Here is a 25,178-nt window from a genome sequence, read left to right as displayed (position 1 = left end):
CACGGCGGCCCGGTATCCCCGGCAGTGCGTCATGCTCCCCACCACCCCGTCGGGCCAGCGCGGCACCCCCCGCGCGTCCGGTACCAGAGGCACGGTCGGCGCGGCGGTGTCTCCGGGGACAAGGACAGCGGGGTGGCAGCGAATCGTCCTCGGCCCCTGGCCGTCGGCCGGGGAGACGGAGGGCCACACCGGTCAGGCTCGGGGTGGCCCGGCCTCTTCCACCACGGTGCGGCGTATCGGAAGAGGCAGCTTGAGCGGAGGGCTCCTACGCCTGGTAGGGCTTCTCCAGCAGGAACTCGGTGAGCACCGCGTCGTGCTCCTCGGGCTTCTCCCACTGCGGCCAGTGACCGGCGTCCCCGACGCAGTAGAACTTCCCGCCCGGGAGGATGCCCGCGATGTACTCGCCGTAGTCGGGACCGTCCCCGGGATTGTGTTCGGTCCACAGAACCAGGGTCTCGGGCTTGTAACCCCGGAGGTCCTCCTCGGTGTAGGGGAGCTCCCACTTCCAGTCCTTGTCGATGCGGAAGACCTTGCGCATCGACGTGTTGATCTCCGGGTTCCGGTAGAGCGCGAGCCGGATGGCGACCATGTCGTCCGTCATCGACTCCGGGTGCGCGACGACCCACTCCAGACGCTTGCGCATCGCTTCCTGGTTCGGGTCCAGCACGACCTCCCGGGACAGCCGGGCCAGCTCTCCGAGGTCGCCCTTGACCGGCTCGAAGTCGGTCTTCTTGAGCTTCACATGGCCGAAGCCCGTGTTGAGCACGATCTTGCGGGCCCGGTCGGGGTGGCTCAGTCCGAAGTGGAAGGCGATGGTGGCACCCATCGACTCTCCTTCGACGTGTACGGTGTCGTGCCCGAGCGCGTCGATCAGGTCCACCAGGGCCTCGACCTGGTACACGTACCGCTGGTCGTCGTCGTAGGGCTCCTTGTCGGTGAACCCGTGGTAGAGCGCGTCGACGGTGTAGACGTGAAAGCCCTGACGGGCGAGGTTGTGCAGGTTGCGGGTGAAGGACTCCGCGTGGCCGCCGACGCCGTGGATGAGGATCAGGGGCTCACCGCTGTCATCGCCCGCCTCGATGACGCGGTGACGCCAGCGGCTGCCCTGCACGAAGCGGGTCTGGGTGCCCAGCAACTCGACGGCGACGCCGGGCCACTGGTCCGCGGGCCTGCACCGGACCGGCTGGGAGAGGTGGAAAAGTTCGATCACGCTGGCATCTCCTTGGTATCGCCGATGGCACTTTCACTACTGGTGTTCGGACCCGTCGCCGCCCCTTCGCCCGCTCCGCCCGCGAGCGAGGTGACCTTGCCCTTGCGGAGCACGACCACCGCGACTCCGGCGGCGGCGAAGATCGGGACGAGCCACGGAAGCTGAGTCGGCAGCCCTGCTGTCGCCCCGGACAGCAGCGCCCAGTTGCGCAGCGCGAGAACGAGCACGGTGCCCAGGCCCAGGAAGGCCAGGGTCGGCGCGACCAGGGTGGACCAGCCGGGCCCGTGGTCCGTGTGCCGACGGAAGTAGACGACCACGGCCACCGAGGCCGCCGCCTGGAGGACGAAGATGCCGAGGGTGCCGATGCCCGTGAGCCAGCCGAAGAGCTGGAGGAAGGGGTCCGCGTGGGCGGCCGCGAATGCGCCCACCACCAAGGCGGTGACTGCGGAGACGACGAGGCTGGCCGTGTGCGGGGACTGCCATCGCGCGTGCACCCCGCCGACCGCCTTGGGCAGTCCGCCGGCGCGGCCGAGTGACATCATGTAGCGGGCGAGGGTGTTGTGCAGCGCCAGGAGCGCGGCGAAGTAGCTGGTCACCACGAGCGCGTTCGCGATGTCCAGCGTTCCGTGCCCCAGGTAGGTCGGCATCGCGTCGAGCACGAGGCCACCCGGGTTCTTGGTCGCCTCCGCCACGACCCGGTCACCGCCGTAGGCGTTGCCGAGAGCCCACATCGTGATGGCGTAGAACACCGCGATGATCAGTACGGACACGTAGGTCGCGGTGGCGATGGTCTTGCGCGGCGACTTCGCCTCCTCTCCGTAGATCGCGGTGGCCTCGAAACCGAGAAAGGCCACGGCAGCAAAGAGAAGGGCGACACCGAAACCGCTTCCGGAGGTGATCTCCGTCGGGACGAAGCCGTCGAAGCCGACGCCCTGAGCGCCGCCTCGCGCCGTGCTGACGATGTCGAACACCACGAGGAGGCCGATTTCGAGGACCAGCAGCACGCCGAGGAGCCGGGCGCTCACCTCCACCGCGCGGTATCCCAGGAAGCTGACCAGGGCCCATGCGACGGCCGCGCAGACGAACCAGCTCACATGGAAGTCGAAGCGGGCCTCGAGCGAATAGCTCGCGAAGAAGCCGAAGCCACCGTAGATGCCCATGACCACGGCGCCGTAGGAAAGCACGGCGATGAAGGCGCTCGCGAAGCCGGCCTTGCGGCCGAGTGCGCGTTCCACGAAGGCCGCCAGACCGGCGGCACTCGTAACGTGGTGGCTCATGAGGGCGTATCCCACGGAGAAGAGCAACAGGATCACGCCCACGGCCACGTATGCGAGCGGGGCGCTGAGCCCCGCGTAGCCGAAGACGATGGGCGCCGTCGCCACCGACGCGGCCAGCGGGGCCGCCGCGGCCACCACGAAGAAGACAATGCCTGCCGCGCCGACCGAGTTCTCCTTGAGGGCCTGTCTGCCCTCGACCTCGGAAATTGTCATGTCTGTTCCTTGGGTTGACGCGGCCCCCGTGCTCCCGCGTGCTGCTTGAGGTGGCGCGGTCGGTCAGACGTTGCCGAAGTAGCGGCCGAGCTCCCAGTCGGTGACGGCGCTGTTGAACTGCTCGACCTCCCAGCGGCGGGTCTCGGTGTAGTACCGGACGACGTCCTCGCCGAAGTACTTGTTCGCGACCTCGCTCTGTTCGAAGAGCTCGAGCGCCTCGCCGAGCGTGGCGGGCACGGTGTCGACCGCGGGGTCCGCGTACGCGTTGCCGATGTAGGGCTCACCGGGGTCGATGTCGTTCTCGATGCCCCACAGACCACCGGCCAGCATCGCGGCGAAGGCGAGGTAGGAGTTGGCGTCCGCACCAGGGGTGCGCAGTTCGAGCCGGGTGTGGGCCTCGGGTCCGCAGACGGCCCGCACCGCGGTGGTCCGGTTGTCGACGGCCCAGGTGACCTTGCTTCCGGCGGCGGTCTCGGCTCCGCCCTCGAACCTCTTGTAGGAGAGGACGAAGGGGGCGTAAACGGCGGTGAACTCACGCAGCGTCCTCATCATGCCGGCGGCGTACTGGCGCGCCGTGACGGAGAGGCCGTGCGGGGCCTTCGCGTCGAAGAACACATTGCGCTCACCGGCCCAGAGGGACTGGTGTGCGTGCATGCTCGACCCGAAGCCTCCGGCACCGAGCTTCGGGATGAACGTGGCGGTGTGTCCGAGTGACTCCGCCATGCGCTTGACCACGAACTTGAAGAGGAATCCCTCGTCGGCCGCGCGGAGGGCGGACTGCGGTGTCAGGTTCAGCTCGTACTGCGACGGGCCTCCCTCGGTCACCGCGGCCTCGATCTTGATGCCGATACTCTCGCAGGCCTGTTCCATGGCGCCGATGAGTCCGAGGTCGGCGTGGGCGCGTTCGCCGCCGTACATGGTGGCGCCCTCACCCAGGGTCGCGAGATCACGGAAACCCTTTTCACGGGCGGTTTTGGCCGTCTCACGGAAAACGAAGAATTCGTATTCGCCGGCCATCCTGGGCGTGAAGCCGAGTCCGGTGGCGCGGTCGACCACGTTGCGCAGGACGTTGCGCGGCAGTGCCCTGACCGGGCGGCCGCCGTGGTCCCGGAAGTCGACCAGCACCATGGCGCCGTCCTCGATCCAGGGCACTGGGGTGAAGGTGCTCAGGTCGGGCACGCACTCCATGTCCTCGAAGCCGCTGTCCCAGGTCGGCCACCATCCTTCGTAGCCGGCCGGACGCGGGATCATCTCGTCCTCGATGTCGAGGATGGCGATGACGTCGGAGATGTGGATGGGCGCGGCCGGGTCCTTGGCAAAACGCCATGCCGGAATGAATTTGGCGCGGAACTGGCCGTGAACGTCCGCCCCGCCCACGAGTACTCGCTTGATGCCACGCTCTTCCAGCGTGGCCCGTACCTTCGCGATCTCTTCAGAACTCGCGGAAGGGTGGTTGTTTCCCATCGATCCTCCGGTAAATCCAGTCAAGACGTGTTCAGTGTTCAGCGGTGTGTTCCGCCGCAGCAACCGGTGGGTTTCAGCTGCCGGAACAATGCCGGTGAGAGGGGTGTCGCTTTTCGAAAATGGCCTCGGCCCGGGAATTCCATTTCACCTGTCGCGCTCGTGCACGAGCCGACCGTCGACGAACGTCATGTCCACCTGTGCGGCCCGGATGTCCGCTACCGGACAGGTGACGATGTCCCGGTCCAGGACGACGAGGTTGGCGCGCTTGCCTACCTCGATGCTCCCCTCCTCGGCGGCACGGTTCGAGGCGTGGGCGGCGTTGATCGTGTAGGCGCGGAGCGCTTCGGCGGCCGTGATCGCCTCCTCCGCATCCACCGGCAGCCCCTGGAAGTCCGTCCGGGCGACCGCGGTCCACATGATTTCCAGCGGCGAGAAGGTCCCGCACGGATGGTCGGAGGCCAGGCTCACCCGGACCCCGGCGTCGATCATGCTCCGCACGGGCAGCACCCGCAGGTGGGGCTGGTTCTCACCGCGCCACATGCTGAAGAAGCCGCCCCACCCGTAGCCGAGGCCGGGGTTGGCCACCAGGTCGACTCCCAGATCCGCCATCCGGGCGCCCTGCCGGGGGTCCGCGACGAAGGCGTGCTCGATCCGCAGGACCGAGTCGGAGCCCTTCCGCCCGCGTACGGCCTCATATGCGTCGAGAACCGTGTCCACAGCGCAGCTGCCCATCGCGTGGATCGCGGTGTTGACACCGAGGTCGCTCGCCCGCAGTGCCAGGTCGAGGACCTCGCCCTTGGTGTAGAAGGACGAACCGACGTGCTGGGTGCACCCGTCATGGATCTGGTCGAGGGCGGGCCCGTCGGGGTAGGCCCGGTCGACGTAGACCTTCAGGGTGCCGCCGCGCAGCATCTCGCTGCTCGGTTCCTTGAGCTGTTCCACGATGTCGTAGCGGCGCAGGTCCTGCATGGCGAAGAAGTGGTCGCCGTGGTGCAGCTGCTGCACGGTCAGCGGGAGCTTGCCCGCCGCGTCTGCCTTGCGGTACAGCTCGGCGGCCTTCGCGGTGACCATCGCGTCGCCGACTCCGGTCAGACCCACGGCGACGTATTCACGCGCCTTCGTGTGGAGGAGTTCCACGGCGCGGTCCGGGTCGCGCTCGGCGTAGGAGTTCCAGGACGCCGAGTGCAGCGGGTTCGACGCGGCCTCCAGGAGGATTCCGGTCGGCTCGCCCTTGTCGTCCTTCTCGATCTCACCGCCCCATGGCTGGGGCGAGTGCGCGCTGATGCCGACCTCGCCGAGCGCCAGGCTGTTGGCGTATCCGGCGTGGCAGCTGGCGTCGAGGAGGAAGAACGGGTTGTTCGGCGCGGCCTCGTCCAGCTCGTGGCGGGTGGGATTGCGCTGCTCGCGAATCTGCGACATGTGGAAGCCCATGCCACGTACCCACTGCCCCGGGGGAAGGGTCTTGCAGTGCTTCTCGACGACCTCGAGGACCTCGTCGAGGGTGGTCAGGGGCGGTGTCGAGCAGTCGACGCTGTCCGGCGCGAACGCCGCGACGCTGAGGTGGTTGTGGGCGTCGATGAAGCCTGGGACGACCGTACGGCCGCCGGCGTCGATGAGCTGTGTGTCCGGCGCGGCGGAGGCGCGTATCTGTTCCTCGGTCCCGACAGCAACGATCCGGCCACCGCTCACGAGCACGGCTTCCGCGACGGAATCGCGGGAGTCCACCGTGCGCACCGTCGCGTTGAAGATGAGGAAATCCCGGTTCTGCGCCATGACTGTCTCCGTTCGTCCAGGGCCATGCCCGGTCGGGGGGCGCTGCTCGGGTGAGCTGGACGCTGAAATTAGGGGCCGCCGAGCCGCTGGTCGACGGGCCGGTTCCACTTGCTGGAACTCACCGCGACTTCAGGACGAACCGTTGCCCACGCGTTGTACTGACAGACGCGATCCGGGAAGAACGAACGAAGCCCGGGGCTTGTGCAGCACCCGGGCTGATCGGCGCATTCGTCACCGTGAACGCGATCAGGTACTCCGCTCGGCTCTGGGATCACCGGCGAGCGTTCTGGCGTACTCCGAGAAGGCCCGGCCACGGACCGACTCCCCACCGTCACATTCGATGACCGTGCCGGTGATCGTGAGCGCGTCGGACGCGGACGCGAGAGCCACGTACCAGCCGGTGTAGTCCTCGGGCCTGGGAAGGAATCCCAGCGGTGACACGAGGGAGATCAGGTCGTCCATCGGGAGGTCGGCGATGCTCGACGCGGCGTGTGCGAGAGCCGGTGGAGGCGCCAGCGCGGTGAGCATGCCGCCCGGCGCCACCGCGTTGACCCGAATCTCAGGCGCGAGCTCGTAGGCGAGCTGGCGCACCAGACCCACGACGGCGTGTTTGGCCGCCGTGTAGAGCGGGCCTCCCCCGCCTGGGTGCAGGCTCGCGTTGGACGCCGTCATCACGATGGAGCCGCGGGTCTCGCGCAAGTGCGGCACCGCGGCCTTCGCCCCGGCCAGCAGCGCTTTCACATTGAGCGCGAACAGCTGGTCGAATGCCGAGTCGAACCGCTCGTCGCCGGGCAGATCCTCCACGCTCACACCGAAGTCCCAGAACCCGGTGTTCGCGACGAAGCAGTCCAGACGACCGAACCGGTCCAGCGCCGTGTCCACCACAGAGCGGTTGTCGCCCAGCCGGGTCGCGTCGCCCTGCACGACGACGACCTCGGCCGGGTGCGCGGCCTCGACGGCCTTGCCTCGCTCGGGAGACAGTTCGAGAACCGCCACCGAGGCGCCCTCGGCGACGAAGCGGTCGACGACGGCACGTCCGATGCCCGACCCACCGCCGGTGACGACGGCGACCCGTCCCGCGAGCCGACCGTGCCCTTCCCCCGGTCCGACTGCGGCCCCGGGCTCAGGCATCGAGCCCCACCAGGACGTCGGTCCCTTCGACACGGACGGGATGGACCTTGATCGGGACGGTGGCCGGTGGAGCGAGCACCGCCCCGGTACGCAGGGAGAAGCGCGCCATGTGCGCGATGCATTCGACCGCGCAGTCCGGTTCCACGTACCCCTCGGAAAGGGACGACTCTCCGTGGGAGCACGTGTCGTCGGAGGCGAAGAACTCTCCGTCGACGTTGAAGATCGCCAGGGTGTGGCCGCCTACTTCGAAGCGACGCCCTTCGCTGTCCGGCACGTCGTCGGTCGAGCAGGCACGGGTCCAGGTCATCAGGGTCTCCGTCATCGGCTCGCCTTCAGGTCTCGGTGGCCCCACCAGCTGGTGGTGACGTAGCTGGCGCCCTGATGGGTGCGCTCGTCGATGTGACGGCCGCCGTGGCCGTACTCGATGGTGTAGCCGCCCGGCGCCATCGCGTAGAACGAGAACATCCCGTCGTTGGAGTGGCGGCCCAGCGTCGTCTGTGCCAGGTCGGAGTCGAGGCAGCGTTCGTACGCCGCGCCGACCGCGTCCACGGTGTCCACCTCGAACATGAGGTGCTGCAGGGCCCACTCACCGCGTCCGCCGACGAGGGCGAGGCTGTGGTGCCGTTCGTTGCAGCGCAGGAAGTAGATGGACTCCTGGCTCAGGTGGATGGTGTCCGTGACCCGCAGGCCCAGTGCGTCGCGGTAGAAGTCGAGCATCGCCTGGACGTCGCCGCACCACAGCACCATGTGGCCGGCGCCCAGACCGGTGTCGAAGGTCACCTGGTGCGGGGAGAGGAACGGGCTGCCGCTCACCGCCGCGGAGTGGAACAGCTCCACCGTGTTGCCGTCGGGGTCGGTGCCCCGGACCAGCCGCTCCACCTGTCGGGCCCGGGCTGATTCCTCGGACGCCTCCTCGAAGACGTGGCCGAGCTTGCCCAGCTTCTCGACGAGCTCGTCCAGGTCCCTGTCGTCCGCGACCTCCCAGCCGGCGTAGGCCAGGTCCTCGCGATCGGACGCCTCAACGCGGACCCGCCACTCCCGCCGGTCCAGGCGGATGTCGAGCCGCTGTGCTCCTCGGTCGACGACCTCCGCGCCGAGCAGATCGCCGAGCCTCCGCCACTCATCGAGCTGAGCCGAGTGGATGCCGAGGTAGCCCAGTGTGCGAACGCCGTTCATGCTGGTACCGCTGCCTTTCGTAGATCGATGGAGGGGTCGCCGAGGAGGTCGGGGCTGACGGGCACCTGCGTGCGGATGAGCTGCGACGCCGCTCGTACGTCCCTGGGACGGTCGAGACCGATGGCGCCGACGAGGCGGTCGTCCCGCAGGTGCAGGGAGAGGTAGGGCCGGCCGGCCGGCCCGTGCCGCCGCACCTCGGTCGTGCCCTGGTCCGGCCGCCCGGCGACTTCGAAGCGGTGCTGGTACTGGTCCGTCCAGAACCAGGGCACCAGCGACGAGCCTTCGGCGGGCCCGCCGAGGATGTCTCCGGCGACGACCTGTGCGTGATCGATGGCCGTGCGGAAGTGCTCCACACGCAGCCGCCCGAGGGGGCCGTAGGGCCAGGAAGCCGCGTCGCCGACCGCGTACACGTCCGCCATCGACGTCCGGCCCCGGTCGTCGCAGACGATCCCTTCGGCGCAGTCCAGACCGCTGTTGGCCGCGACCTCCAGGTTCGGAGCGCTTCCGACGGCGACCAGCAACAGGTCGCACGGCAGCACCTCACCGCCCGCCGTGACGACACGCTGTACTCGGGTGTCGCCCTCGGCCGCCGCGAGCACGTCCTGGACGAACCGCACCCCCGCGGCCTCGTGCAGTTCCCGGACGGCCTCGGCCGCCCACGGCCCGAGCCGGGTCGCCGGCTGGGGGGCGGGTTCCACCAGTACGACGTCACAGCCCAGCCCCCGGAGGGAGGCCGCGACCTCGGTCCCGACGAACCCCGCACCGGCGATCACCACGCGTTCGAGACGCGACAGCTGATTCCGGATGTGCCAGGCGTCCGCGATGGTGTTGAGGGAGACGACGTTCTCGAGGTCCATACCGGGGACGGAGATGGCCCGCGGGCGTGAGCCCGTCGCGAGGACGACCGTGTCTGCGTTCAGCGGCGGTGCCGACTCGAGCACGACCTCCAGGCCCAGGTCGTCCCGTCGCACCTCGGTCGCCCTGCGCCCCAGCCGGATGTCCACATTGTTCTGAGCGTAGAAGTCGGCAGGGACCACGTGCGTGAGGTCGTCGCCGACGAGGACGCCCTTCGACAGCGGAGGCCGCTCATAGGGCGGCGTCGTCTCCGCGGAGACCAGGGTCACGGGGCCGGTGAAGCCCCGCTGGCGCAACGCCTGCGCGAGCGTGCCACCGGCCTGTCCGCCACCGATGATGGCAACCGAGTTCGTCATAGGAACACCGACAGGTTGTTACCGAGCACGACCGTCTGGTCGAGCAGAATCCGACGTGTGGCGATCTCGAAGTCCGCGGGGCCGGCAGACCGGCGCCGAAGCACGTCCTGGCGGGTGCCGACGAACGTGTCCTCGTACGTCGCGCCCCGCGTGCGGTAGACCAGGAAGTTCGAACGCACCGCGTACGAGTCGGGACCTTCGGCCATCTCGACCTCGACGTTGGTGATGAGATGGCGAGTACGGGAGGCCGGTACCTCCGACCAGGCGCGGCCAGTGGCGAGCTTGCGCACTCGCTCAGCCAGGTCCTCCTTCGAGTCGTCGAAATGGGCGCCGCCGCCGGCCGGCTCGAACTCCCTGCTCTCCTCACGGGGCATTCTGGCCAGCCGTACCGGGGCGACGTACCGGATGTCGTCGGCGAGGAGCGTCAGCCACTCCTCGAACCGGCGCTCGTCCAGGAGCCGGGCCTCGCGGTTCAGGAACTGGCTCACCTCGAAGTGGACTTCGAGACCCACCGGGGAAAGTACGTCCTGCTTCACGACCGCTCTCCGTCCTCCATCAGCTGGAGCCAGCGACGGTAGAATGCGCGCCCGGCCTCCTCGCTGTAGATGTTGTTGATGACTCCCGGGAAGTCCGGGTGCCTGCCGGCGTCACCGATCCCCATCGTGAAGTTGAAGGACGCGTGGCGGGCTCGCCCGCTCCGCAGGACCTGCTGGATCTCGGCCCAGTTCTCGCCGTCCTCGGCTTCGAAGATCCCGCCGGCGCTGAAGGTACGGATGGCGTTGCGCCGGATCGCGTCCTTCACCTCCGCGGGCGCGTCCCGGTCGGCCAGGGTCCAGGCCGTGACCTCGATGGAGTGCGGTCCACGCGGCTGCCAGACCCGGAAGGTGTTGGTGCCGACGAGGAAGGAGAAGTTGGGGAAGATCGTGTTGTGGCCGCGCACATGCACCGCGCGGGTCTCACCGAGCCGGTCGATCTCCTTCTGCCGCGACGCGGCCCGGTACTCGTCGACGGCCTCTCCATAGTTGGTCATGTCCGGGGCGTCATCGAGGTAGAAGCCGGTCCCATGGCCGCCGGGCGAGCTGAACTGAAGTCCGCGGCTTTCCGCGTCGACCCACTGTTTTCCCTGCGCGATGAGCGCGGAGACGTGGCTCGTCTCGGCGTGGTAGACATCCGTGGCGAACTGTTCGGAAGGCAGTTTCCAGTTGCACTCGATGATCCACCGGTTGGCCGCGCCCAGCACCTCTGAGCGCTCCCAGCGGTCCGCGAACGAGTCGAAATACCAGACCATGTCGCCCAGGTATTCCTCGAAGGACGGCCCGTCCTCGGCCCAGGTGCCGAAGATGAATCCCCGATGGTTCACGAGCCGCGGAACGCGCTGAGCGCCGAGCTTCGACTTGTCCAGTGTGCCGAGGTAACCGTCCTCCTCGTGCGGGACCTGGACCAGCTTCCCGCCGAGGTCGTAGACCCAGCCGTGGTAGGAGCAGGTGAACGCCCGGGCGTTTCCCTCGTCGGCACGGCACAGGCGCATACCGCGGTGCCGGCACTGGTTCAGGAAGGCCACGTATTCACCGCCGCCCTGATTGACGACCACGACCGGGTCCTCACCCATTGATGTGGTCAGATAGTCCCCCCGCTTGGGCAGCATCGACTCATGTGCCAGAAACAGCCAGCATCTCCCGAAGATGTTGCGCATCTCGGCGTCATGGATGGCGTCGTCGGCATAGATCAACGCGCTCACGCGACCCTGATCCGGGTCGACCAATTCGCAGTAGTTGCTCATCAGGCTCAGTACCTTCCGTCCGGACCCGATGTTCAGGGGCAGGCGAGCGGAACGTCCACCTTGCGATTCCGCGCGTTGGAACCGGGCCTGAAAGCGGACCGGTGGGAGAGGACGCACGTCCGGGGAGGGAGGCAGTGTGGGTGTCGCGGAGTAGTCGTGGCGTTGCGCACGCTCACGCCATACGGCTCGGTGTACCGAGTGACGCCCAAGGCAGCCACGATCATCAAGGGCCCGTGAATCGTCATGCCGGTGGGGGGACGATCTCCTGCTTGACGCTTTTGCCGCCGGTCCCGTTGGGCAGGGTGCCCAGGTAGTGGATGTGACGCGGGTACGTGTACGGTGCGGCGCGGTGCTTCACGAACTGAGTACACGCGTCCGGCCGTTACTCGGCTCCCGGCCGGAATACCACAGTGGCGGACGCGTCGCCGCTGAGGATGTCGTGCGGGACACCCAGGACAGCCGCCTCCGCCACGCCGGGGTGCCCGTAGAGGACCTCCTCCACCAACCTTGCCCACCACTATGCGCCGTCGCCACCGTCCTGACCCGCAACACCTGTCCGCAGGGCCAGGCCGCGAGGGTCACGGGGAGCGGCGTGCAGAGAGCACAAGGTCGTGGGTGATGTGCAGCGTGAGCGCGTCTCCCTGTCTGAGGGCGGCCCGGGCTTCCCCAGGACCCGGATCAACCGGTCAGTTGTCGCGCGAGGTCCGCCGACCGGCTCCTGCTCGCTTAAGCCGGGGCGGCGGTGCCGAGGTCATTGATCGTGCCGCGCGATCGCACGCAGGAATGCGATGGTCTCCATCTCCCGGTTGGCGGCCTCCTCGGGGGATGTCCCATACCTCCGGTTGGCGGACAGTTTGACGATCGTGGTATCGGCAGCCGGATCGACGAAGACGAACTGGTTGTAGACGCCGATGGCAGCGAACTCGCCGCGATCTCCCGCCGGTATCCACCACTGGTAGCCGTAACCGAGGGGGACGGGCTGACCGCCGACCAGGGGTCGACCCGGCTCGAGGTGCGGCGCGGCCACGGTGACCGAGTCGCGTACCCACTCAGCCGGGACGACCTGCTGTCCATGCCAGCTGCCGCCGCCCCGGTACAGCTCGCCGATTCTGGCGTAGTCGTGTGTGGTGAGGTTGAGCCCGGCGTACGCCAGTTCCCTCCCTGCCGGATCCAGCAGCCAGTGGCCTGCCGACTCCATACCGAGGGGCTCGCACAGCTTCTCCGCCATGTAGTCGCTGAGTGAACGACCGGTCGCCTGAGCCACCAGGGCGCCCAGGATCTGGGTCTCGCCCGAGCTGTATCGGCACACGGTACCGGGCTTGCTCTCGGGCGCCATGCGGGCGACGAAGTCGTCGAGGGTGCCGCCAATACCCATGGCGGCGGCGCCGAGCTGGAAGATGTCGGAGGAGGCGTCGCCGTAGTTCTCGTTCCATCGTGCCCCGGAGGACATCTGAAGCACATTCCTGATGGACACGCCGTCGTAAGCAGAGCCGGACCGCACCGGGACGTAATCACTGATCGGCTCTTCGATGCTCGCGATGTGCCCCTCGCCGATGGCGATGCCGACGAGGGCGGAGACGAAGCTCTTCGCAACCGACATGGACACCCACCGCACGTCCGAACCGCCGGTCAGGAAGTAGCTCTCGTGCCTGACCGACCCGTCGACGAGAACCAGAAGGGCCGCGGTGTCGGTGTCGCGGAGAAACTCCTTGCTCGACCGCGGAACGCCGTCGACGACGAAGGCCTCCGGGAGGGGCATCTCCTGGCCCCGCGGCCAGGGAAGGGGCCGGGACCCCGGTGGCATCTCACGGGTGGGGAAGAAGTCTTCCATCCGGCAGAAGTGCTCGTGCTGCGGTGTGCCGGTGAAGAGACCAAGGTCGGCCATGGACTTGCGCCGCTTTTCGGTCATGGTTGTCCTTAGATCGAGGCGGGGCCTGGATCCAACTGCCGAACCGACCGAAGCCGTTTGTCGGTGCGCCGTATCGGAGGCTCAGCGGGAAGCCCAGCCAGGGGAAAGAGCCGAAATCCTGAAGTGCAGTAACACGGAAAGTAGCAGTACCAACCGGTTAGGGCAACCGCCTGGTAGGCTTACTTTCCCGGACACGGAGATGGAGGACTGCGGTGAGTACTTCCCGTATCGACGGGCGCACCCTGCGTTTCCAGCACCGACGTCCGGAGTTGTTGGCCGCGGCCACGGAATACGTCCTCGAGCACGGCGCCACCGATCTGTCGCTACGGCCGGTGGCACAGGCCCTCGGCGTCAGCCATGCGACGTTGTTGCGGCACTTCTCCTCGAAGGACGAGCTGATCACGGGTGTCCTGGAGAGCATCCGGACGGATCTGGCCACGAGCATGGCCTCGGACATGGAGCTTCTTGAGGCCCGATCGACAGCCGCACTCGTCAGGGCGGTGTGGAAGAAGCTCTGCGAGCCGCAGCAGCAGCGACGATTCCTGCTGCTTTTCGAGGCCAACAGGGACCGGGATCTCGCGCAGTCGATCGTCGAGGACTGGATCTCCGTCCTGTCCGACAGCCTTGCTCGGGAGGGTTGGCCTCCCGAGGACGCCTCTGCCCTGGCCACCCTTCTGCTCGCCCAGCTACGAGGCCTTCAGCTCGATCTGTTCGTCTCCCGGGACCAGGCCAGGGCCGACCGTGCGATCGACTTCGCCGTACGTCTCGTGGAGCGCACCACCGGCTCGCCCACGGCGGACACCCGCGATTGACAAGCGGTCTGTGTCCCTCCGGCTCCACTGCCCATGAGGGCATGAACGATTGAAGGACCGGTGTTTCACAGGCCCCCTGTGGACAGCATCTTCTTCGCCGACCTGGAACCGGCGATGATCGGGATCACCAAGTCCGCCGCGGGCCCTGTGGGCCACTTCTCGCCATCGGACGTCCTGCGTCTGCCGATCAACCGCAACCCTGCTCCGCAGGTCGTCGACCCGCACCCGGCTCCGCCGTCCGCGAGCCCGAGGCCAAGGAGTTCCCCCTCGACGGCCTGAGAGCCGGGATCCGGGACACACGCCACAACGTGTCGGCGCACGGCACGCCGGCGACGTTGTCCTACCGACCTCCCGTCCAATCCGCCGGAGTCGGGGTCGACGGCTGGACCCATAGCGCGCCGCCAGACCGGGGACGGTGTGGCACATGCCAGCCTCCGCTCTGGCGGGCCGACAGGTCATCCGGCGGGCGGTGAGTCCCTGAACCGTGCGGCCAGTTCGCTGCGGGAGCGCATGCCGAGCTTGGCGTAGATATGGGTCAGGTGGTACTGCACCGTCTTGACGGAGATGAACAGCTCCAGCGCCACCTGCTGGTTTGTCGCCCCCGCCGCGACCAGATTGGCGACCGCCTGCTCCTGCGGGGTCAGCCGGGCCATGCCCGCAGCGGAACGGGGGACGTGCAAGCCACCTGCCTGTAGTTCGCGTTCGCAGCGTTCCACGTATGTGCGGGCGCCCAGGGTGGCGTAGGCATCGCTGGCGTTCTTCAGGACGGAGTCGGCCTCGCGGCGTTTGCCGGCGCGGCGCAAGGTCTGTCCGAAGGCAAAGTTGACCCGGGCACGGTCGTACGGGAGGGGAAGGTTGTCCAGGTGTGCGAGAGCCTGCTCGAACTCCCTGCGGGCCGTGTCGATGTCACCGCGCGCGGCCGTAAGACGGCCCCGTGCCAGACCCAAGCGGGCGAGTGCGGAACGTCGGCCCCGGCGCACGGCGCGTTCCTCGTGCAGGGCCAGGAAAGTGTCGGCCTCGTCGAGTCGGCCGGTCATCACCAGCGCGTTGGCGTAGAGGTCGGGCCAGGGCCAGAATCCGGGCTCGTCGATCGACTCGCGCGCGGTGAGCTGGGCCACCGGGGAGAGAGCCTCGACGACGCGCTCGTAGTCACCGCGGGCCTCGGCAACCTGGGCGCGGGCCAGACAGGACGGAATCAGCATGACCTCGTAGTGATGGAGGTCGGCCGCCGCCTCCCGCACGTGGTGGTCAGCCGCCGTCCAGTCGCCACGCAGAGCACTGATCTGGGCGATAGTCCAGTGCACCAGGGGGCGGACCAGTTCGATGTGGACCTCAGCGAGTCTGGCCTCGGCCCGCTGCGCGGTCTCCAGCGCATCCGGCCACGCTCCCAGAGCGAACTGCGTGCGGGCGAGCCAGCCCTGTGCCCACAGCGAGATGCGTGTGGAGCCCATCCGGTAGACCGTCGGGACGGCGGCCTCAAGCCTGCGGCGGGCGTCTTCCGGCCGGTCCATCGCCAGGTCGACCCAGCCTCGGCCGACCTGAAAGCGCTGCGGCTGAGCCCCACCGGGGAGTACCGCGGCGGCTGCCTCGTAAGCGCCCAGGGCCTCCCCGGAACGGCCTGCCATCGCGAGCCCCAGGCCCAGCACGGCCTCCGCCTCGATGCCCGACGGATCATCTGCCGCCGCCAGTTCCAGCGCTCGGCGAGCCCAGGCCACCAGGTCGCGGCCATCCCAACGGCCCAGGGCGTGCAGCACCCGGCGCTGGCAGATCCTCGCCATCAGCTCTGGCCGGCGCTTCGCGTCACAGCGTTCCTCGGCTTCGGCCAGGAAGGTCTCGGCCTCCGAGGGGCGCCCGCGCATGATGGCCAGATAAGCGAGGACGACGTCCCGCGGGGTACCTGACGGGAAGCTCTCCAGCTCTGCCGCGAACGCGGCAGCCTGCGGTACGTCCCCGGCTCCGATCATCGCGTCGACGGCGCGCAGCAACCGATCCTCTCGCGTGGCGCGGCCGATGCTCAGCCTACTGGCTCGGACTAGGGCGTCGGCCACGGCGGACCACTCGCCTGCCGAAGCACGCTCGGCGGCGTACCGGTCGAGTTCGTCCGCGAGTGTCTCGTCGGCCGTCGTGGAGGCCGCCACCCGGTGGGTGAGCTTGCGTCCACGGTTCTCGGTGATCTCCGCAGCGCGACCGTGCAGTTCGGCACGCCGGGTCAAATCGATGCCGGTCAGGACCGCGGCGCGGACGAGCGGGTGGGCGAACGTCAGCTGGGCGCGCCCGGAGTCGATGGTGGCAGTCAGTATTCCGGCCGCGCGGGCCTGGTCCACCGCGGGCAACGGTTCGTCGAGGCCGGCCAGGGCGGCTGCTTCCGCGAGGGGCGTGTCCTCGCCGAGTACGGAGCAGGCCCCCACCAGACACTGCGCGTTCTCGCCGCACTCGGTGAGCCGTCGGCGGATGATCTCGGTATAGCGGGCGGGAGCGGGCAGCTCGGGACGCCAGTCCCGCCAGGTCTCCGGCGGCAGCTCCCGCAGCAGTTCGACGGCGTACCGGGGATTGCCCCTGGTGTGACGGCACAAATGCCGCGCCGAGGGCAGGTCCAGAGCAAGCCCCTGGGCCTCGCGCGCGAGTGTCCGGATGTCCTGGGGACCCAGCGGCCCGAGTCGTACGGCGTCGCCCTGGCAGCCGTCGAGGAACTCCAGGGTCCGCAGCACGGAGAGCGGGAGGCCTTTGTGGGCCTGTCCCACGTCGTACAGCTCGTGCGGATCGGCCCGTGCGATCAGGACCACGAGGATCCGTTGGGTGGGCATCCGGCGCAGCGCCGACCGGACGGCGCGCAGGCTCTGTACGTCGGCCCAGTGGGCGTCGTCGACAATCACGATCACCGGTTCCCGCTCCTGACGGGCCGCCCAATGGCCTCGCAGGACGCGGCCGGTGTCGAACACCGCCTCGGGAGCCGTCGGGTCGGGCAGGACGGTGTCGTGGGCGCCCAGAAGCTGGCCGGCGATTCCCAGCGGCAGGTCGGATTCCCAGGACACACCGGCCGCACGGATCAGGCCCGCATCGGATCCATGCTGTGAGAGGACGTGCTCCACGAGCGCCGTCTTGCCGATTCCCGCCGGGCCGCCGACCACGACCAGCTCTGAGTGGCCGGAACGGGCAGCGCTGATCGCGCGAACGAGCTCGGCTACCTCGCCCGCCCGCCCTATCAGGCTTCTCTGCAGCTCAGGGCGGTCATCCATGTGCGAGCACGCTAGCACCGCCGCAGGGCGGCGGCAGCCGCGAGAAGGCTCTCGGGTCTGCCGGCGCGGGTGAATGCCAGAGGAGTGCTACCGCGCCCCGCATGTTCATCGCTGGTCCGCACGTTCAGCGTGATCGGACGGATGGGGACCGCTGCCCGGCCGCATGCGTGGGAGGCGCCCAGGCAGCGGTTGCCGGGGAAGGGGGGTGGACGTCAGCCGAGGTCTCCACCGCCGACGGGGAGCACTGAGCCGGTGATGTAGGAAGCCTCGTCGGAGGCGAGGAAGCAGATCGCGGCGGCCTGCTCCTCCGGGGTGCCGTAGCGCCTGAGCAGCGAGGAGTCGATCGTCTGGTCGACTATCCGCTGATACCACAGTTTCTCCTGCTCGGTGCGGGGTGCGGGTCCCCTGACCACGCGCCGGGGCGGCGTGTCCGTGCCGCCGGCCGCCGTGGCCACCACCCGGATACCGTACGGGGCGGCCTCCATGGCCAGGGAGGTCGTGAGGGCGTTGACACCGCCCTTGGCCGCCGAGTACGGGATGCGGTGGATGCCGCGAGTGGCGATCGAGGAGACATTGACGATGGTCCCGGAGCCCCGCTCGATGAGGTGGGGCAGGACGGCTCGGGTGGTCCACAGCGTGGGGAACAGCGAGCGCTGGATCTCGGCCTGGATCTCGTCGGGCGCGTAGTGGTCATAGGGCTTGGCCCAGATGGTGCCGCCCACGTTGTTGACCAGCACGTCGATATGGCCGAGCACTCCGAGGGACTCTGCCACGGCGGACCGCGCGCCCTCGTACGTCTCCAGGTCCGCCAGGACCGCGTGCGCCTTGAGGTCGTCCGCGGCCTCCCGAACGATGTCGGCGCGGTCCACCAATACGACCTCGGCGGACTCGGCGACGAGACGGCGGGCGACCGCGAGACCGATGCCCTGGGCGGCGCCGGTGACGACGGCATTCTTTCCGGCGAACCTGTCAAGGTGCACGGCGGCCGCGCTCACGCCGCCTCCGCGGTCGCTCGCACGGCGGCCGGGGTGAACTTCTCGTAGCGGAAGCTCACCGGGGCCACGCCCATGCGGGCGATATGGCCGCGCACGGCCTCGACCATGGCGGGCGGTCCGCACAGGTAGACGTCCGCCTCCCCGTCATGGAGGGTCCTCGCGTCCATCAGTCCGGTGACGAAACCCTTGGTTCGTGCCGTGCTGCCGGGGTCCGCCACGCAGTGGTCGAAAGTGAAGCCGGGAATGAGCTCGGCGAAGTCCTCCAGCGTGTCCACGTGGACGAGGTCCTCGTCGGTGGTCACGCCGTAGAGCAGGTGCACGGGGTGGGCGAGGCGGTTCTGCGCGAGCCGCTCGAGCATCGAGAGCAATGGGGCGAGGCCCGTACCGCCGGCCAGCAGCAGGGCGGGGCGGGTGAGGTCGCGCAGGTAGAAACCGCCCATGGGGCCGGTGAACTCGAGGCGGTCGCCAGGCCGGGCCCGTTCGTGGAGGTAGCCGGACATCGCTCCGCCGTCGACGAGTCGGACCAGGAAGGAGATCCGGTGCTGGTTTGGCCCGGAGCTGAAGGAGTACGAGCGGGTCTGGTCGGTCCCCGGGACGGCGATGTTGACGTACTGGCCGGGCAGAAAGTCGAGCGCTCCTCGGTCGTCGACGTCGAGCGTGAACTCGACTGTGGTGCTGGAGTGTCGCTTGATGTCGGTGAGGGTGGCGGTATGTGTGGCAGCCGCCGTCTTCGCAGCCGCCGACGACGACTGGATGCGCAGGACGAGGTCGCTTTGCGGGGTCATCTGGCACGGCAGGCAGTAGCCCTGAGCGGCCTCGTCCTCGGCCAGCGCCTCCTCGATGTAGTCGCCACCGTCGTAACGGCCCGATTCGCACAGCGACTTGCAGGTGCCGCAGGCGCCGTCCCGGCAGTCGAGGGGGATGTTGATGCGGGCCTTGTAGGAGGCCTCGGCGACGGTCTCGTCCGGACGGCACTCGATGAAGCGGGTGACGCCGTCCTCGAAGTTCAGGGCGACCTGGAATGACATGCGGGAACTCATTTCAGACGGGTCAGACGTGGTAGATGTCGACGACGTGGTGCACGTAGTCGTTCTTGAGGACCACCTTCTTGTGGGTGATCAGCGGCTCCGGACCGGACGTGTCGAGCGTGTAGTACGACGTCCCGAAGTAGGTGTCGGTCGTCTGGTAGCGGTAGTAGAGCGTGAACCAGTTGAACCGCACGTCCACCATGTCGCCGTCCCGGCCGGTGATTTCGACGTTGGTGATGTTGTGACCGGTGCGCGGCTCGGGCAGGCTCGTGGCGCTGGAGCGGTCGGTGCGGATGCGGAAGACGCGGTCCTCCAGGCCGGCCCGGCTCGGGTAGTAGACCAGGGAGATCTCGGTCTGGGGGTCACGGGTGAGTTCGTCGTCGTCCGCCCAGGCGGGCATCCAGAACTCGGCGTCCGGGTGGTAGCACTCCAGCCACTTCTCGAACTCGCGATCGTCGAGGTGACGGGCCTCGAGGTAGAGGAACTGCTGGATTCCTTCTAGCGTGACTTCTTCGATCGCCGTGGTCACTTCGCCGCCTCCGGGTCCAGGGCCTTGCGGATGGTGTCGAGCCAGTAGCCGTGCTGGATGGGGTAGAGGCCCTCGTCCTCGGTGCGCACGCCACTCGCGATCGGGTTGATACCGATCTTCTTCGCGTCCTCGTCCGGGCCGTCGATCTGGTGCACGGTGCCTCGGCTGAGGTCGTTCCAGGGCATGGCCTCGGCCAAGTAGGTCTTCTGGCAGGAGCGGAACTCCTCCAGGTCGTCCGGGGTGGCCATGCCGGTGGCGTTGAAGAAGTCCTCGTACTGTCGGATGCGGCGGGCACGGTCCTCGGCCGGCTCGCCCTTCGGCGCGATGCAGTAGATCGTCACCTCCGTCTTGTCGACGGAGATCGGCCGGAAGTGCCGTATCTGCGAGCTGAACTGGTCCATCAGATAGACGTTCGGGTACAGGCACAGATTGCGGGAGACGCCGATCATCCAGTCGGCCTTCTCCGCCCCGAACTGCTCGGCCAGCTCGTCACGCTTGTCGAACAGCGGTCGGTTGGCCGGGTCCAGCCACTTGGTCCACAGCAGCAGATGGCCGTGGTCGAAGGAGTAGAAGCCGCCCTTCTGCTTGGACCAGCCGCCCGCGTCCATCGTCTTGGTGTCGTTCTTCGACTCTCCGGAGGTGCGGCGGGCCTGGGTGGCCGCGTAGTTCCAGTGGGTGGCGGAGACGTGGTAGCCGTCGGCGCCGTTCTCCGCCTGGAGCTTCCAGTTGCCGTCGTAGTGGTACGTCGATGCCCCGCGCAGCACCTCCAGCCCCTCCGGGGACTGGTCGACGACCATGTCGATGACGACCGCCGCGTCGCCCAGGTGCTCCTTCAGCGGTTTGACGTCCGGGTTGAGGCTGCCGAACAGGAAGCCGCGGTAGCTCTCGAAGCGGGCCACCTTCTTCAGGTCGTGCGAGCCGTCGGTGTTGAACTGCTCGGGGTAGCCGGCGTCCCGCGGGTCCTTCACCTTCAACAGCTTGCCGCTGTTGCTGAACGTCCAGCCGTGGAAGGGGCAGGTGAAGGTGGTGCGGTTGTCGGTCTTCCGGCGGCACAGCATCGCACCGCGGTGGCTGCATGCGTTGATCAGGCAGTGCAGCTCGCCCTGCTTGTCGCGGGACAAGACCACGGGCTGGCGGCCGATGTACGTCGTGAAGTAGTCACCGACCTCCGGGATCTGGCTGTCGTGCGCGAGATAGACCCAGTTCCCCTCGAAGATGTGCCTCATCTCCAGCTCGAAGAGCTCCTCGTCGGTGAAGACGCTGCGCCGCACCCGGTACACACCGTTGTCCGGGTCCTCCACCAGGGCGTCTTCGAGGATGGTCCGCGCACGGCTGAAGTCCTCGGCCATGTTCCCGTCCCTTTCACCGCTGACCGGACCGGCCCGGTCGGCCGATCTCATTGCCATTGCTTTTCAGCACCATGACAGCCAGGTGAAGAGTGGGCCCCCGACAATCCCCCAGGGTTGACCCAGGGGGGTATTGATATCTCAGGCGTCTCAATAGGCTGGAACCAGATATTTGTGGGGTATGGGGTTCGCTCCCTACGCTGGAGCACATTCGAGGCCCCGAAAACCGAAAGGGCAGCCCGATGGAGCTCAGGCATCTTCGGTATTTCCTGGCCGTCGCCGAGACGCGTCATTTCGGAAAGGCCGCGGAAGCTCTGCACATGGCCCAGCCCCCGCTCTCCCAGGCGATCCGCCGTCTGGAGTCGGAACTGGGCGTGGAGCTCTTCACACGCACTACGCGGCAGGTCGCCCTGACCGGTGCCGGCGAGGTGTTCCGCACCGACGTGGAACGCATCCTCAAGGCCGTCGACGAGGCGGCGGCGAGAGTCGGCCGCTTCGCGTCGGGCGTGGAGGGGGTGCTGCGGGTCGGTCTGACGGGCTCCGCCTCGTACCGCCAACTGCCGGCACTTGCCCGGCTACTCAAACGCGAGATGCCACACGTGATGATGGAGGTGCATACCGAGATGCTCACGCCCGCCCAGGAGCTCGGGCTGATCGAGCGGCGCCTCGACGTCGGCCTGCTACGTCCGCCGACCCGTCAGGAGGGCATCGAACACTGCCTGTTGGCGAACGAGCCACTGGTGGTGGCCGTGCCCGAGGAACACTGGCTCGCCGAGGCCGAGACCGTCCGCGTCGAGCAGCTGCGCCACGAGGCCTTCATCATGTACGGCGCCGCGCTCGGCTCCGTCGTCAACGACGCCGTCGTCCGCAGCTGCCTCGCTTCCGGCTTCTACCCGCACTGCGCCTACGAGGTCACCGAGACCTCGGCCGCCCTGGCCCTGGTCGCGGCCGGACTCGGCATCGCGGTCCTGCCGGACTCCATCCGCTCCGCCCCGCGGGAGGGAGTGCTGTGCAAGGAGGTCGACGACGCGCTGTCCGTGCCGCTCGTTCTGGCCTGGCGCACCAATGACGAATCTCCGCTGTTGCGGAATCTGCTGGGCGTTCTGGAGCGGAACGGCGTGCTTCTCGACAGGACTGAAGGGGTGGCATGAAAATCGTCAGTGTGGAGGCAATTCCCTTTGCCATTCCTTATGCGAAACCGCTTAAGTTCGCGAGCGGCGAGGTGCGAACCGCCGACCACGTCCTGGTCCGGGTGCATACGGACGAGGGCTTGACGGGTACCGCCGAGGCGCCGCCCCGCCCGTACACGTACGGCGAGACGCAGGAGTCGATCATCGCCGTGATCGACAAGATCTTCGCACCGCAGGTCCTCGGTCTCACGGCGCTGGAACGGGAGGCCGTTCACGCCCGGCTCGACCGGACGGTGGGCAACCCGACCGCCAAGGCCGCGATCGACATGGCCCTGTGGGACATCCTCGGCCAGGCCGCCGGCATGCCGGTGTCCGGACTGCTCGGCGGCTACACCGACCGCATGCGGGTCAGCCACATGGTCGGCTTCGCGCCCGCAGAGGAGATGGTCTCGGAGGCCGAACGGATCCGGGACACGTACGGCATCACAACCTTCAAGGTGAAGGTCGGCCGGCAGCCGTACGGCGAGGACGTGGCGGCCTGCCGGGCGCTACGCGAAGCGCTCGGCCCGGACGTGGAGCTGTACATCGACGGCAACCGCGGCTGGACCGCCTCCGACTCCGCACGCGCCCTGCGCGAGATGGCCGACCTCGGGCTCACCTTCGCCGAGGAACTCTGCCCCGCCGACGACGTGCTGGGCCGCCGGTGGCTGGTCGCGCAGAGCGCGGTCCCCTTCATCGCCGACGAGAGCGCGACCAGGGCGGCGGAGGTGACCCGCGAGCTCCTCGGCGGCTCCGCCACCGCGATCAGCGTCAAAACCGCCCGCACCGGCTTCACCGCCTCCCAGCGCGTGCTGCACGAGTGCGAGGGGCTGGGCGTCGAGGTCGTGATGGGCAACCAGATCGACGGTCAAGTCGGCACGCTGTGCTCGGTCGCCTTCGGCGCCGCCCATCGCACCAGCGCGCGATACGCGGGTGAGCTGTCGAACTTCCTCGACATGACCGACGACCTCCTCACCGAACCGCTGACCATCGAGAACGGAACGCTTCGTATCCGTGAAGGCGCCGGACTCGGCATCGACATCGACCCCGACAAGCTGGCGCGCTACCGCCAGGACCACTGATGAACCATCAGCAATCATCTGACAGAACGCACTTGAGGGACGGTATCGCCATGACCGACACCACCATCGAGCAGGCCACTGCGGCAGCGTCGGGAGCCGCCGCCACCGAGCAGTTCCGCACCAAGCAGCGGACGGCGACCGCCGACGTCGACACGAAGCGCGTCGACACCCTGGTCTCCGAACTCCTGGCCGCCGCCCATGACATCATCCGCCGTCACAAGGTGACGTACGCCGAGTACGACGTGCTGAAGTCCTGGCTGATCCAGGTCGGCGCAGACGGCGAGTGGCCGCTCTTCCTCGACGTGTGGCTGGAGCACGTGGTCGAAGAGGTCGCGAACGAGAACCGCGAGGGCAGCAAGGGCACCATCGAAGGGCCGTACTACGTCCCCGGCGCCCCGCGAACGCCCACCGAGGCGACCCTGCCGATGCGCGAGAACGAGGGCGGCATCCCGCTGCTCTTCCAAGGACAGGTCCGCTCCGTGGACGGAACCCCCTTGGCCGGCGCCATGGTCGAGATCTGGCACGCTGACGACGACGGATTGTACTCCCAGTTCGCACCGGGGCTCCCCGAGTGGAACCTTCGGGGCACCGTCGTGGGCGACGAGCAGGGCAACTTCAGGATCCACACCGTCCAGCCCGCGCCCTACCAGATTCCGACCGACGGCTCCTGCGGCCGGCTCATCTCCGCGGCCGGCTGGCACGCCTGGCGCCCCGCCCACCTGCACCTCAAGGTCTCGGCTCCTGGGCACCACCTCATCACCACCCAGCTGTACTTCAAGGGCGGCGAGCACGTGACCGACGACATCGCCTCGGCCGTGAAGCCCGAGCTGATCCTGGACCCGGCCCCGGTCGCTGGCGGCAGCGGCCGCGAAGTCACGTACGACTTCGTCCTCGACAAGGCGTGAGGGAACAGTGCTGTTCGCGGTACGGATGGACGTCGAGATTCCGCGCGACCTCGCCCCCGAGGTCCGCGCGGATCTGGTGGCCCGCGAAAGGATCTACTGCCGGGAGTTGCAGAAGTCCGGTGCGTGGGTGCACATCTGGCGGTGCGTCGGTCAGTACGCCAACATCAGCGTCTTCGACGTCACCGACAACGAGGCACTCCACCGGATCTTGTGGAACCTGCCGCTCTTCTCCTACATGAGGGTCGAGGTCACGCCTCTCGCTCAGCACCCCTCTGATCTGGCAGCCGGCTGATGGACAAGATCGTGACATCGGCTGCCGAGGCGGTGGCCGACGTGCCGGACGGCGCGTCGCTGGCGGTGGGCGGTTTCGGACTGAGCGGCGTGCCGAACGTCCTCATCCAGGCCCTGTACGAGCGGGGCGTGAGCGGGCTGTCGGTCGTGTCCAACAACTGCGGGGCGATGGAGTCGGGCCTCGCGGTCCTGCTCGCTGCCGGGCGGATCTCCCGGGTGACCGGTTCCTACATCGGCGCGAACAAGGAGTTCGCCCGCCAGTACCTGGCCGGGGAGCTGGAGGTCGAGCTGATCCCGCAGGGCACCCTCGCCGAGCGGCTGCGGGCCGGCGGCGCGGGCATCCCCGCCTTCTACACCCCCGCCGGAGTGGGCACCCAGGTCGCCGAGGGCGGGCTGCCGTGGCGCTACGACGGTGAGGGCGGCGTCGCGCTGGCCTCCCCGCCGAAGGAGGTGCGCGACTTCGACGGCACCCCGTACGTCCTGGAGCGCGGCATCCGCACCGACTTCGCGCTGGTCCGGGCCGCCAAGGGCGACCGGCACGGCAATCTGGTCTTCAACAAGGCCTCCCGCAACTTCAACCCGCTCTCCGCGATGGCCGGGCGGATCACGGTCGCCGAGGTGGAGGAACTGGTGGAGCCCGG

At 68.3% G+C, this 25,178-nt stretch carries 24 protein-coding genes and 1 pseudogene; 7 read left to right on the top strand and 18 right to left on the bottom strand.

Features of this window, described 5'->3' with window-relative positions; translation table 11 throughout:
* The 13 genes and pseudogenes from ABZ490_RS49945 to ABZ490_RS49885 form a co-directional block, all read right to left on the bottom strand.
* Positions 1–90, bottom strand: a pseudogene (locus tag ABZ490_RS49945) (4'-phosphopantetheinyl transferase); the annotation flags it as partial.
* Positions 91–265: 175 nt separating this feature from the next.
* Positions 266–1,210 carry an alpha/beta hydrolase gene (locus ABZ490_RS49940; protein ID WP_359006960.1) on the bottom strand — a complete coding sequence of 315 codons (945 nt, stop codon included), beginning with the start codon at positions 1,208–1,210 and terminating at the stop codon, positions 266–268.
* The gene (locus ABZ490_RS49935) at positions 1,207–2,700 is read right to left on the bottom strand and encodes an APC family permease (protein ID WP_359006957.1); all 1,494 of its coding nucleotides are present in this window, start codon (positions 2,698–2,700) and stop codon (positions 1,207–1,209) included. The genes ABZ490_RS49940 and ABZ490_RS49935 overlap by 4 nt, the downstream gene beginning before the upstream one ends.
* A gap of 63 nt (positions 2,701–2,763) precedes the next feature.
* Positions 2,764–4,164 carry a glutamine synthetase family protein gene (locus ABZ490_RS49930; protein ID WP_359006954.1) on the bottom strand — a complete coding sequence of 467 codons (1,401 nt, stop codon included), beginning with the start codon at positions 4,162–4,164 and terminating at the stop codon, positions 2,764–2,766.
* Positions 4,165–4,308: 144 nt separating this feature from the next.
* Entirely contained in the window at positions 4,309–5,937 is a 1,629-nt protein-coding gene (locus ABZ490_RS49925) for an amidohydrolase (protein ID WP_359006951.1), read from the bottom strand.
* A 246-nt stretch (positions 5,938–6,183) separates the two neighbouring features.
* A complete protein-coding gene (gene hcaB / locus ABZ490_RS49920) occupies positions 6,184–7,068 on the bottom strand; it encodes a 3-(cis-5,6-dihydroxycyclohexa-1,3-dien-1-yl)propanoate dehydrogenase (protein ID WP_359006949.1) in 885 nt (294 codons plus the stop codon).
* Positions 7,061–7,390 carry a non-heme iron oxygenase ferredoxin subunit gene (locus tag ABZ490_RS49915; RefSeq protein ID WP_359006946.1) on the bottom strand — a complete coding sequence of 110 codons (330 nt, stop codon included), beginning with the start codon at positions 7,388–7,390 and terminating at the stop codon, positions 7,061–7,063. Before ABZ490_RS49915 ends, hcaB begins: the two co-directional genes overlap by 8 nt.
* On the bottom strand, positions 7,387–8,244 hold the full coding sequence (locus ABZ490_RS49910; protein ID WP_359006943.1) for a VOC family protein: 858 nt from the start codon (positions 8,242–8,244) through the stop codon (positions 7,387–7,389). Before ABZ490_RS49910 ends, ABZ490_RS49915 begins: the two co-directional genes overlap by 4 nt.
* Positions 8,241–9,455 (bottom strand): FAD-dependent oxidoreductase, encoded by a 1,215-nt coding sequence (locus ABZ490_RS49905; protein ID WP_359006940.1) that lies wholly within the window; start codon positions 9,453–9,455, stop codon positions 8,241–8,243. Before ABZ490_RS49905 ends, ABZ490_RS49910 begins: the two co-directional genes overlap by 4 nt.
* Positions 9,452–9,991 (bottom strand): 3-phenylpropionate/cinnamic acid dioxygenase subunit beta, encoded by a 540-nt coding sequence (locus ABZ490_RS49900; protein ID WP_359006937.1) that lies wholly within the window; start codon positions 9,989–9,991, stop codon positions 9,452–9,454. The genes ABZ490_RS49905 and ABZ490_RS49900 overlap by 4 nt, the downstream gene beginning before the upstream one ends.
* Positions 9,988–11,352, bottom strand: a complete 1,365-nt coding sequence (locus ABZ490_RS49895) for an aromatic ring-hydroxylating dioxygenase subunit alpha (protein WP_359006934.1) — start codon at positions 11,350–11,352, stop codon at positions 9,988–9,990. Before ABZ490_RS49895 ends, ABZ490_RS49900 begins: the two co-directional genes overlap by 4 nt.
* A 265-nt stretch (positions 11,353–11,617) precedes the next feature.
* Positions 11,618–11,737, bottom strand: a complete 120-nt coding sequence (locus tag ABZ490_RS49890; RefSeq protein ID WP_359006965.1) for a hypothetical protein — start codon at positions 11,735–11,737, stop codon at positions 11,618–11,620.
* A 249-nt stretch (positions 11,738–11,986) separates the two neighbouring features.
* Positions 11,987–13,144: a serine hydrolase gene (locus tag ABZ490_RS49885; RefSeq protein WP_359006932.1), complete on the bottom strand. Its 1,158-nt coding sequence runs from the start codon at positions 13,142–13,144 to the stop codon at positions 11,987–11,989.
* Positions 13,145–13,356: 212 nt separating this feature from the next.
* On the opposite strand from ABZ490_RS49885, the gene ABZ490_RS49880 reads away from it, so the two are divergent.
* Positions 13,357–13,956, top strand: coding sequence for a TetR/AcrR family transcriptional regulator (locus ABZ490_RS49880; RefSeq protein WP_359006929.1), 600 nt, complete (start codon positions 13,357–13,359; stop codon positions 13,954–13,956).
* A 78-nt stretch (positions 13,957–14,034) separates the two neighbouring features.
* Complete coding sequence (locus ABZ490_RS49875; protein WP_359006926.1) at positions 14,035–14,235, top strand: hypothetical protein; 201 nt, start codon at positions 14,035–14,037, stop codon at positions 14,233–14,235.
* Between the two features lie 176 nt (positions 14,236–14,411).
* Here ABZ490_RS49875 and ABZ490_RS49870 read toward each other — a convergent pair whose 3' ends face one another.
* The 5 genes from ABZ490_RS49870 to benA form a co-directional block, all read right to left on the bottom strand.
* Positions 14,412–17,192, bottom strand: coding sequence for an AAA family ATPase (locus ABZ490_RS49870; protein ID WP_359006923.1), 2,781 nt, complete (start codon positions 17,190–17,192; stop codon positions 14,412–14,414).
* A 212-nt stretch (positions 17,193–17,404) separates the two neighbouring features.
* Complete coding sequence (locus ABZ490_RS49865) at positions 17,405–18,187, bottom strand: 1,6-dihydroxycyclohexa-2,4-diene-1-carboxylate dehydrogenase (protein WP_359006920.1); 783 nt, start codon at positions 18,185–18,187, stop codon at positions 17,405–17,407.
* Positions 18,184–19,215, bottom strand: a complete 1,032-nt coding sequence (gene benC, locus ABZ490_RS49860) for a benzoate 1,2-dioxygenase electron transfer component BenC (protein ID WP_359006916.1) — start codon at positions 19,213–19,215, stop codon at positions 18,184–18,186. The genes ABZ490_RS49865 and benC overlap by 4 nt, the downstream gene beginning before the upstream one ends.
* A gap of 22 nt (positions 19,216–19,237) precedes the next feature.
* Positions 19,238–19,732 carry a benzoate 1,2-dioxygenase small subunit gene (benB, locus tag ABZ490_RS49855; RefSeq protein WP_359006963.1) on the bottom strand — a complete coding sequence of 165 codons (495 nt, stop codon included), beginning with the start codon at positions 19,730–19,732 and terminating at the stop codon, positions 19,238–19,240.
* Between the two features lie 8 nt (positions 19,733–19,740).
* Positions 19,741–21,093, bottom strand: coding sequence for a benzoate 1,2-dioxygenase large subunit (gene benA, locus ABZ490_RS49850; RefSeq protein ID WP_359006913.1), 1,353 nt, complete (start codon positions 21,091–21,093; stop codon positions 19,741–19,743).
* Positions 21,094–21,332: 239 nt separating this feature from the next.
* On the opposite strand from benA, the gene ABZ490_RS49845 reads away from it, so the two are divergent.
* From ABZ490_RS49845 to ABZ490_RS49825, 5 genes are all read left to right on the top strand, one after another.
* Positions 21,333–22,241: a LysR substrate-binding domain-containing protein gene (locus ABZ490_RS49845; RefSeq protein WP_359006910.1), complete on the top strand. Its 909-nt coding sequence runs from the start codon at positions 21,333–21,335 to the stop codon at positions 22,239–22,241.
* A complete protein-coding gene (locus ABZ490_RS49840; RefSeq protein ID WP_359006907.1) occupies positions 22,238–23,341 on the top strand; it encodes an enolase C-terminal domain-like protein in 1,104 nt (367 codons plus the stop codon). Before ABZ490_RS49845 ends, ABZ490_RS49840 begins: the two co-directional genes overlap by 4 nt.
* A 50-nt stretch (positions 23,342–23,391) precedes the next feature.
* Positions 23,392–24,246: a catechol 1,2-dioxygenase gene (gene catA, locus ABZ490_RS49835; protein WP_359006904.1), complete on the top strand. Its 855-nt coding sequence runs from the start codon at positions 23,392–23,394 to the stop codon at positions 24,244–24,246.
* Positions 24,247–24,253: 7 nt separating this feature from the next.
* Positions 24,254–24,538: a muconolactone Delta-isomerase gene (gene catC / locus ABZ490_RS49830; RefSeq protein WP_359006901.1), complete on the top strand. Its 285-nt coding sequence runs from the start codon at positions 24,254–24,256 to the stop codon at positions 24,536–24,538.
* A partial coding sequence (locus ABZ490_RS49825) for a CoA transferase subunit A (RefSeq protein ID WP_359006898.1) occupies positions 24,538–25,178 on the top strand: 641 nt, incomplete at its 3' end. The genes catC and ABZ490_RS49825, both read left to right, overlap by 1 nt.

It is taken from the genome of Streptomyces sp. NPDC005811, assembly GCF_040630405.1.
Taxonomy (GTDB): Bacteria; Actinomycetota; Actinomycetes; order Streptomycetales; family Streptomycetaceae; genus Streptomyces.
This window is presented reverse-complemented; position numbering and strand designations above follow the sequence as displayed.

Coding starts and splice junctions, on each gene's coding strand:
- ABZ490_RS49935 (WP_359006957.1), bottom strand. CDS start 2,700: ATGACAATTTCCGAGGTCGAGGGCAGACAGGCCCTCAAGGAGAACTCG.
- ABZ490_RS49930 (WP_359006954.1), bottom strand. CDS start 4,164: ATGGGAAACAACCACCCTTCCGCGAGTTCTGAAGAGATCGCGAAGGTA.
- ABZ490_RS49925 (WP_359006951.1), bottom strand. CDS start 5,937: ATGGCGCAGAACCGGGATTTCCTCATCTTCAACGCGACGGTGCGCACG.
- hcaB (WP_359006949.1), bottom strand. CDS start 7,068: ATGCCTGAGCCCGGGGCCGCAGTCGGACCGGGGGAAGGGCACGGTCGG.
- ABZ490_RS49915 (WP_359006946.1), bottom strand. CDS start 7,390: ATGACGGAGACCCTGATGACCTGGACCCGTGCCTGCTCGACCGACGAC.
- ABZ490_RS49910 (WP_359006943.1), bottom strand. CDS start 8,244: ATGAACGGCGTTCGCACACTGGGCTACCTCGGCATCCACTCGGCTCAG.
- ABZ490_RS49905 (WP_359006940.1), bottom strand. CDS start 9,455: ATGACGAACTCGGTTGCCATCATCGGTGGCGGACAGGCCGGTGGCACG.
- ABZ490_RS49885 (WP_359006932.1), bottom strand. CDS start 13,144: ATGACCGAAAAGCGGCGCAAGTCCATGGCCGACCTTGGTCTCTTCACC.
- ABZ490_RS49870 (WP_359006923.1), bottom strand. CDS start 17,192: ATGGATGACCGCCCTGAGCTGCAGAGAAGCCTGATAGGGCGGGCGGGC.
- benC (WP_359006916.1), bottom strand. CDS start 19,215: ATGTCATTCCAGGTCGCCCTGAACTTCGAGGACGGCGTCACCCGCTTC.
- benA (WP_359006913.1), bottom strand. CDS start 21,093: ATGGCCGAGGACTTCAGCCGTGCGCGGACCATCCTCGAAGACGCCCTG.
- ABZ490_RS49845 (WP_359006910.1), top strand. CDS start 21,333: ATGGAGCTCAGGCATCTTCGGTATTTCCTGGCCGTCGCCGAGACGCGT.
- ABZ490_RS49840 (WP_359006907.1), top strand. CDS start 22,238: ATGAAAATCGTCAGTGTGGAGGCAATTCCCTTTGCCATTCCTTATGCG.
- catA (WP_359006904.1), top strand. CDS start 23,392: ATGACCGACACCACCATCGAGCAGGCCACTGCGGCAGCGTCGGGAGCC.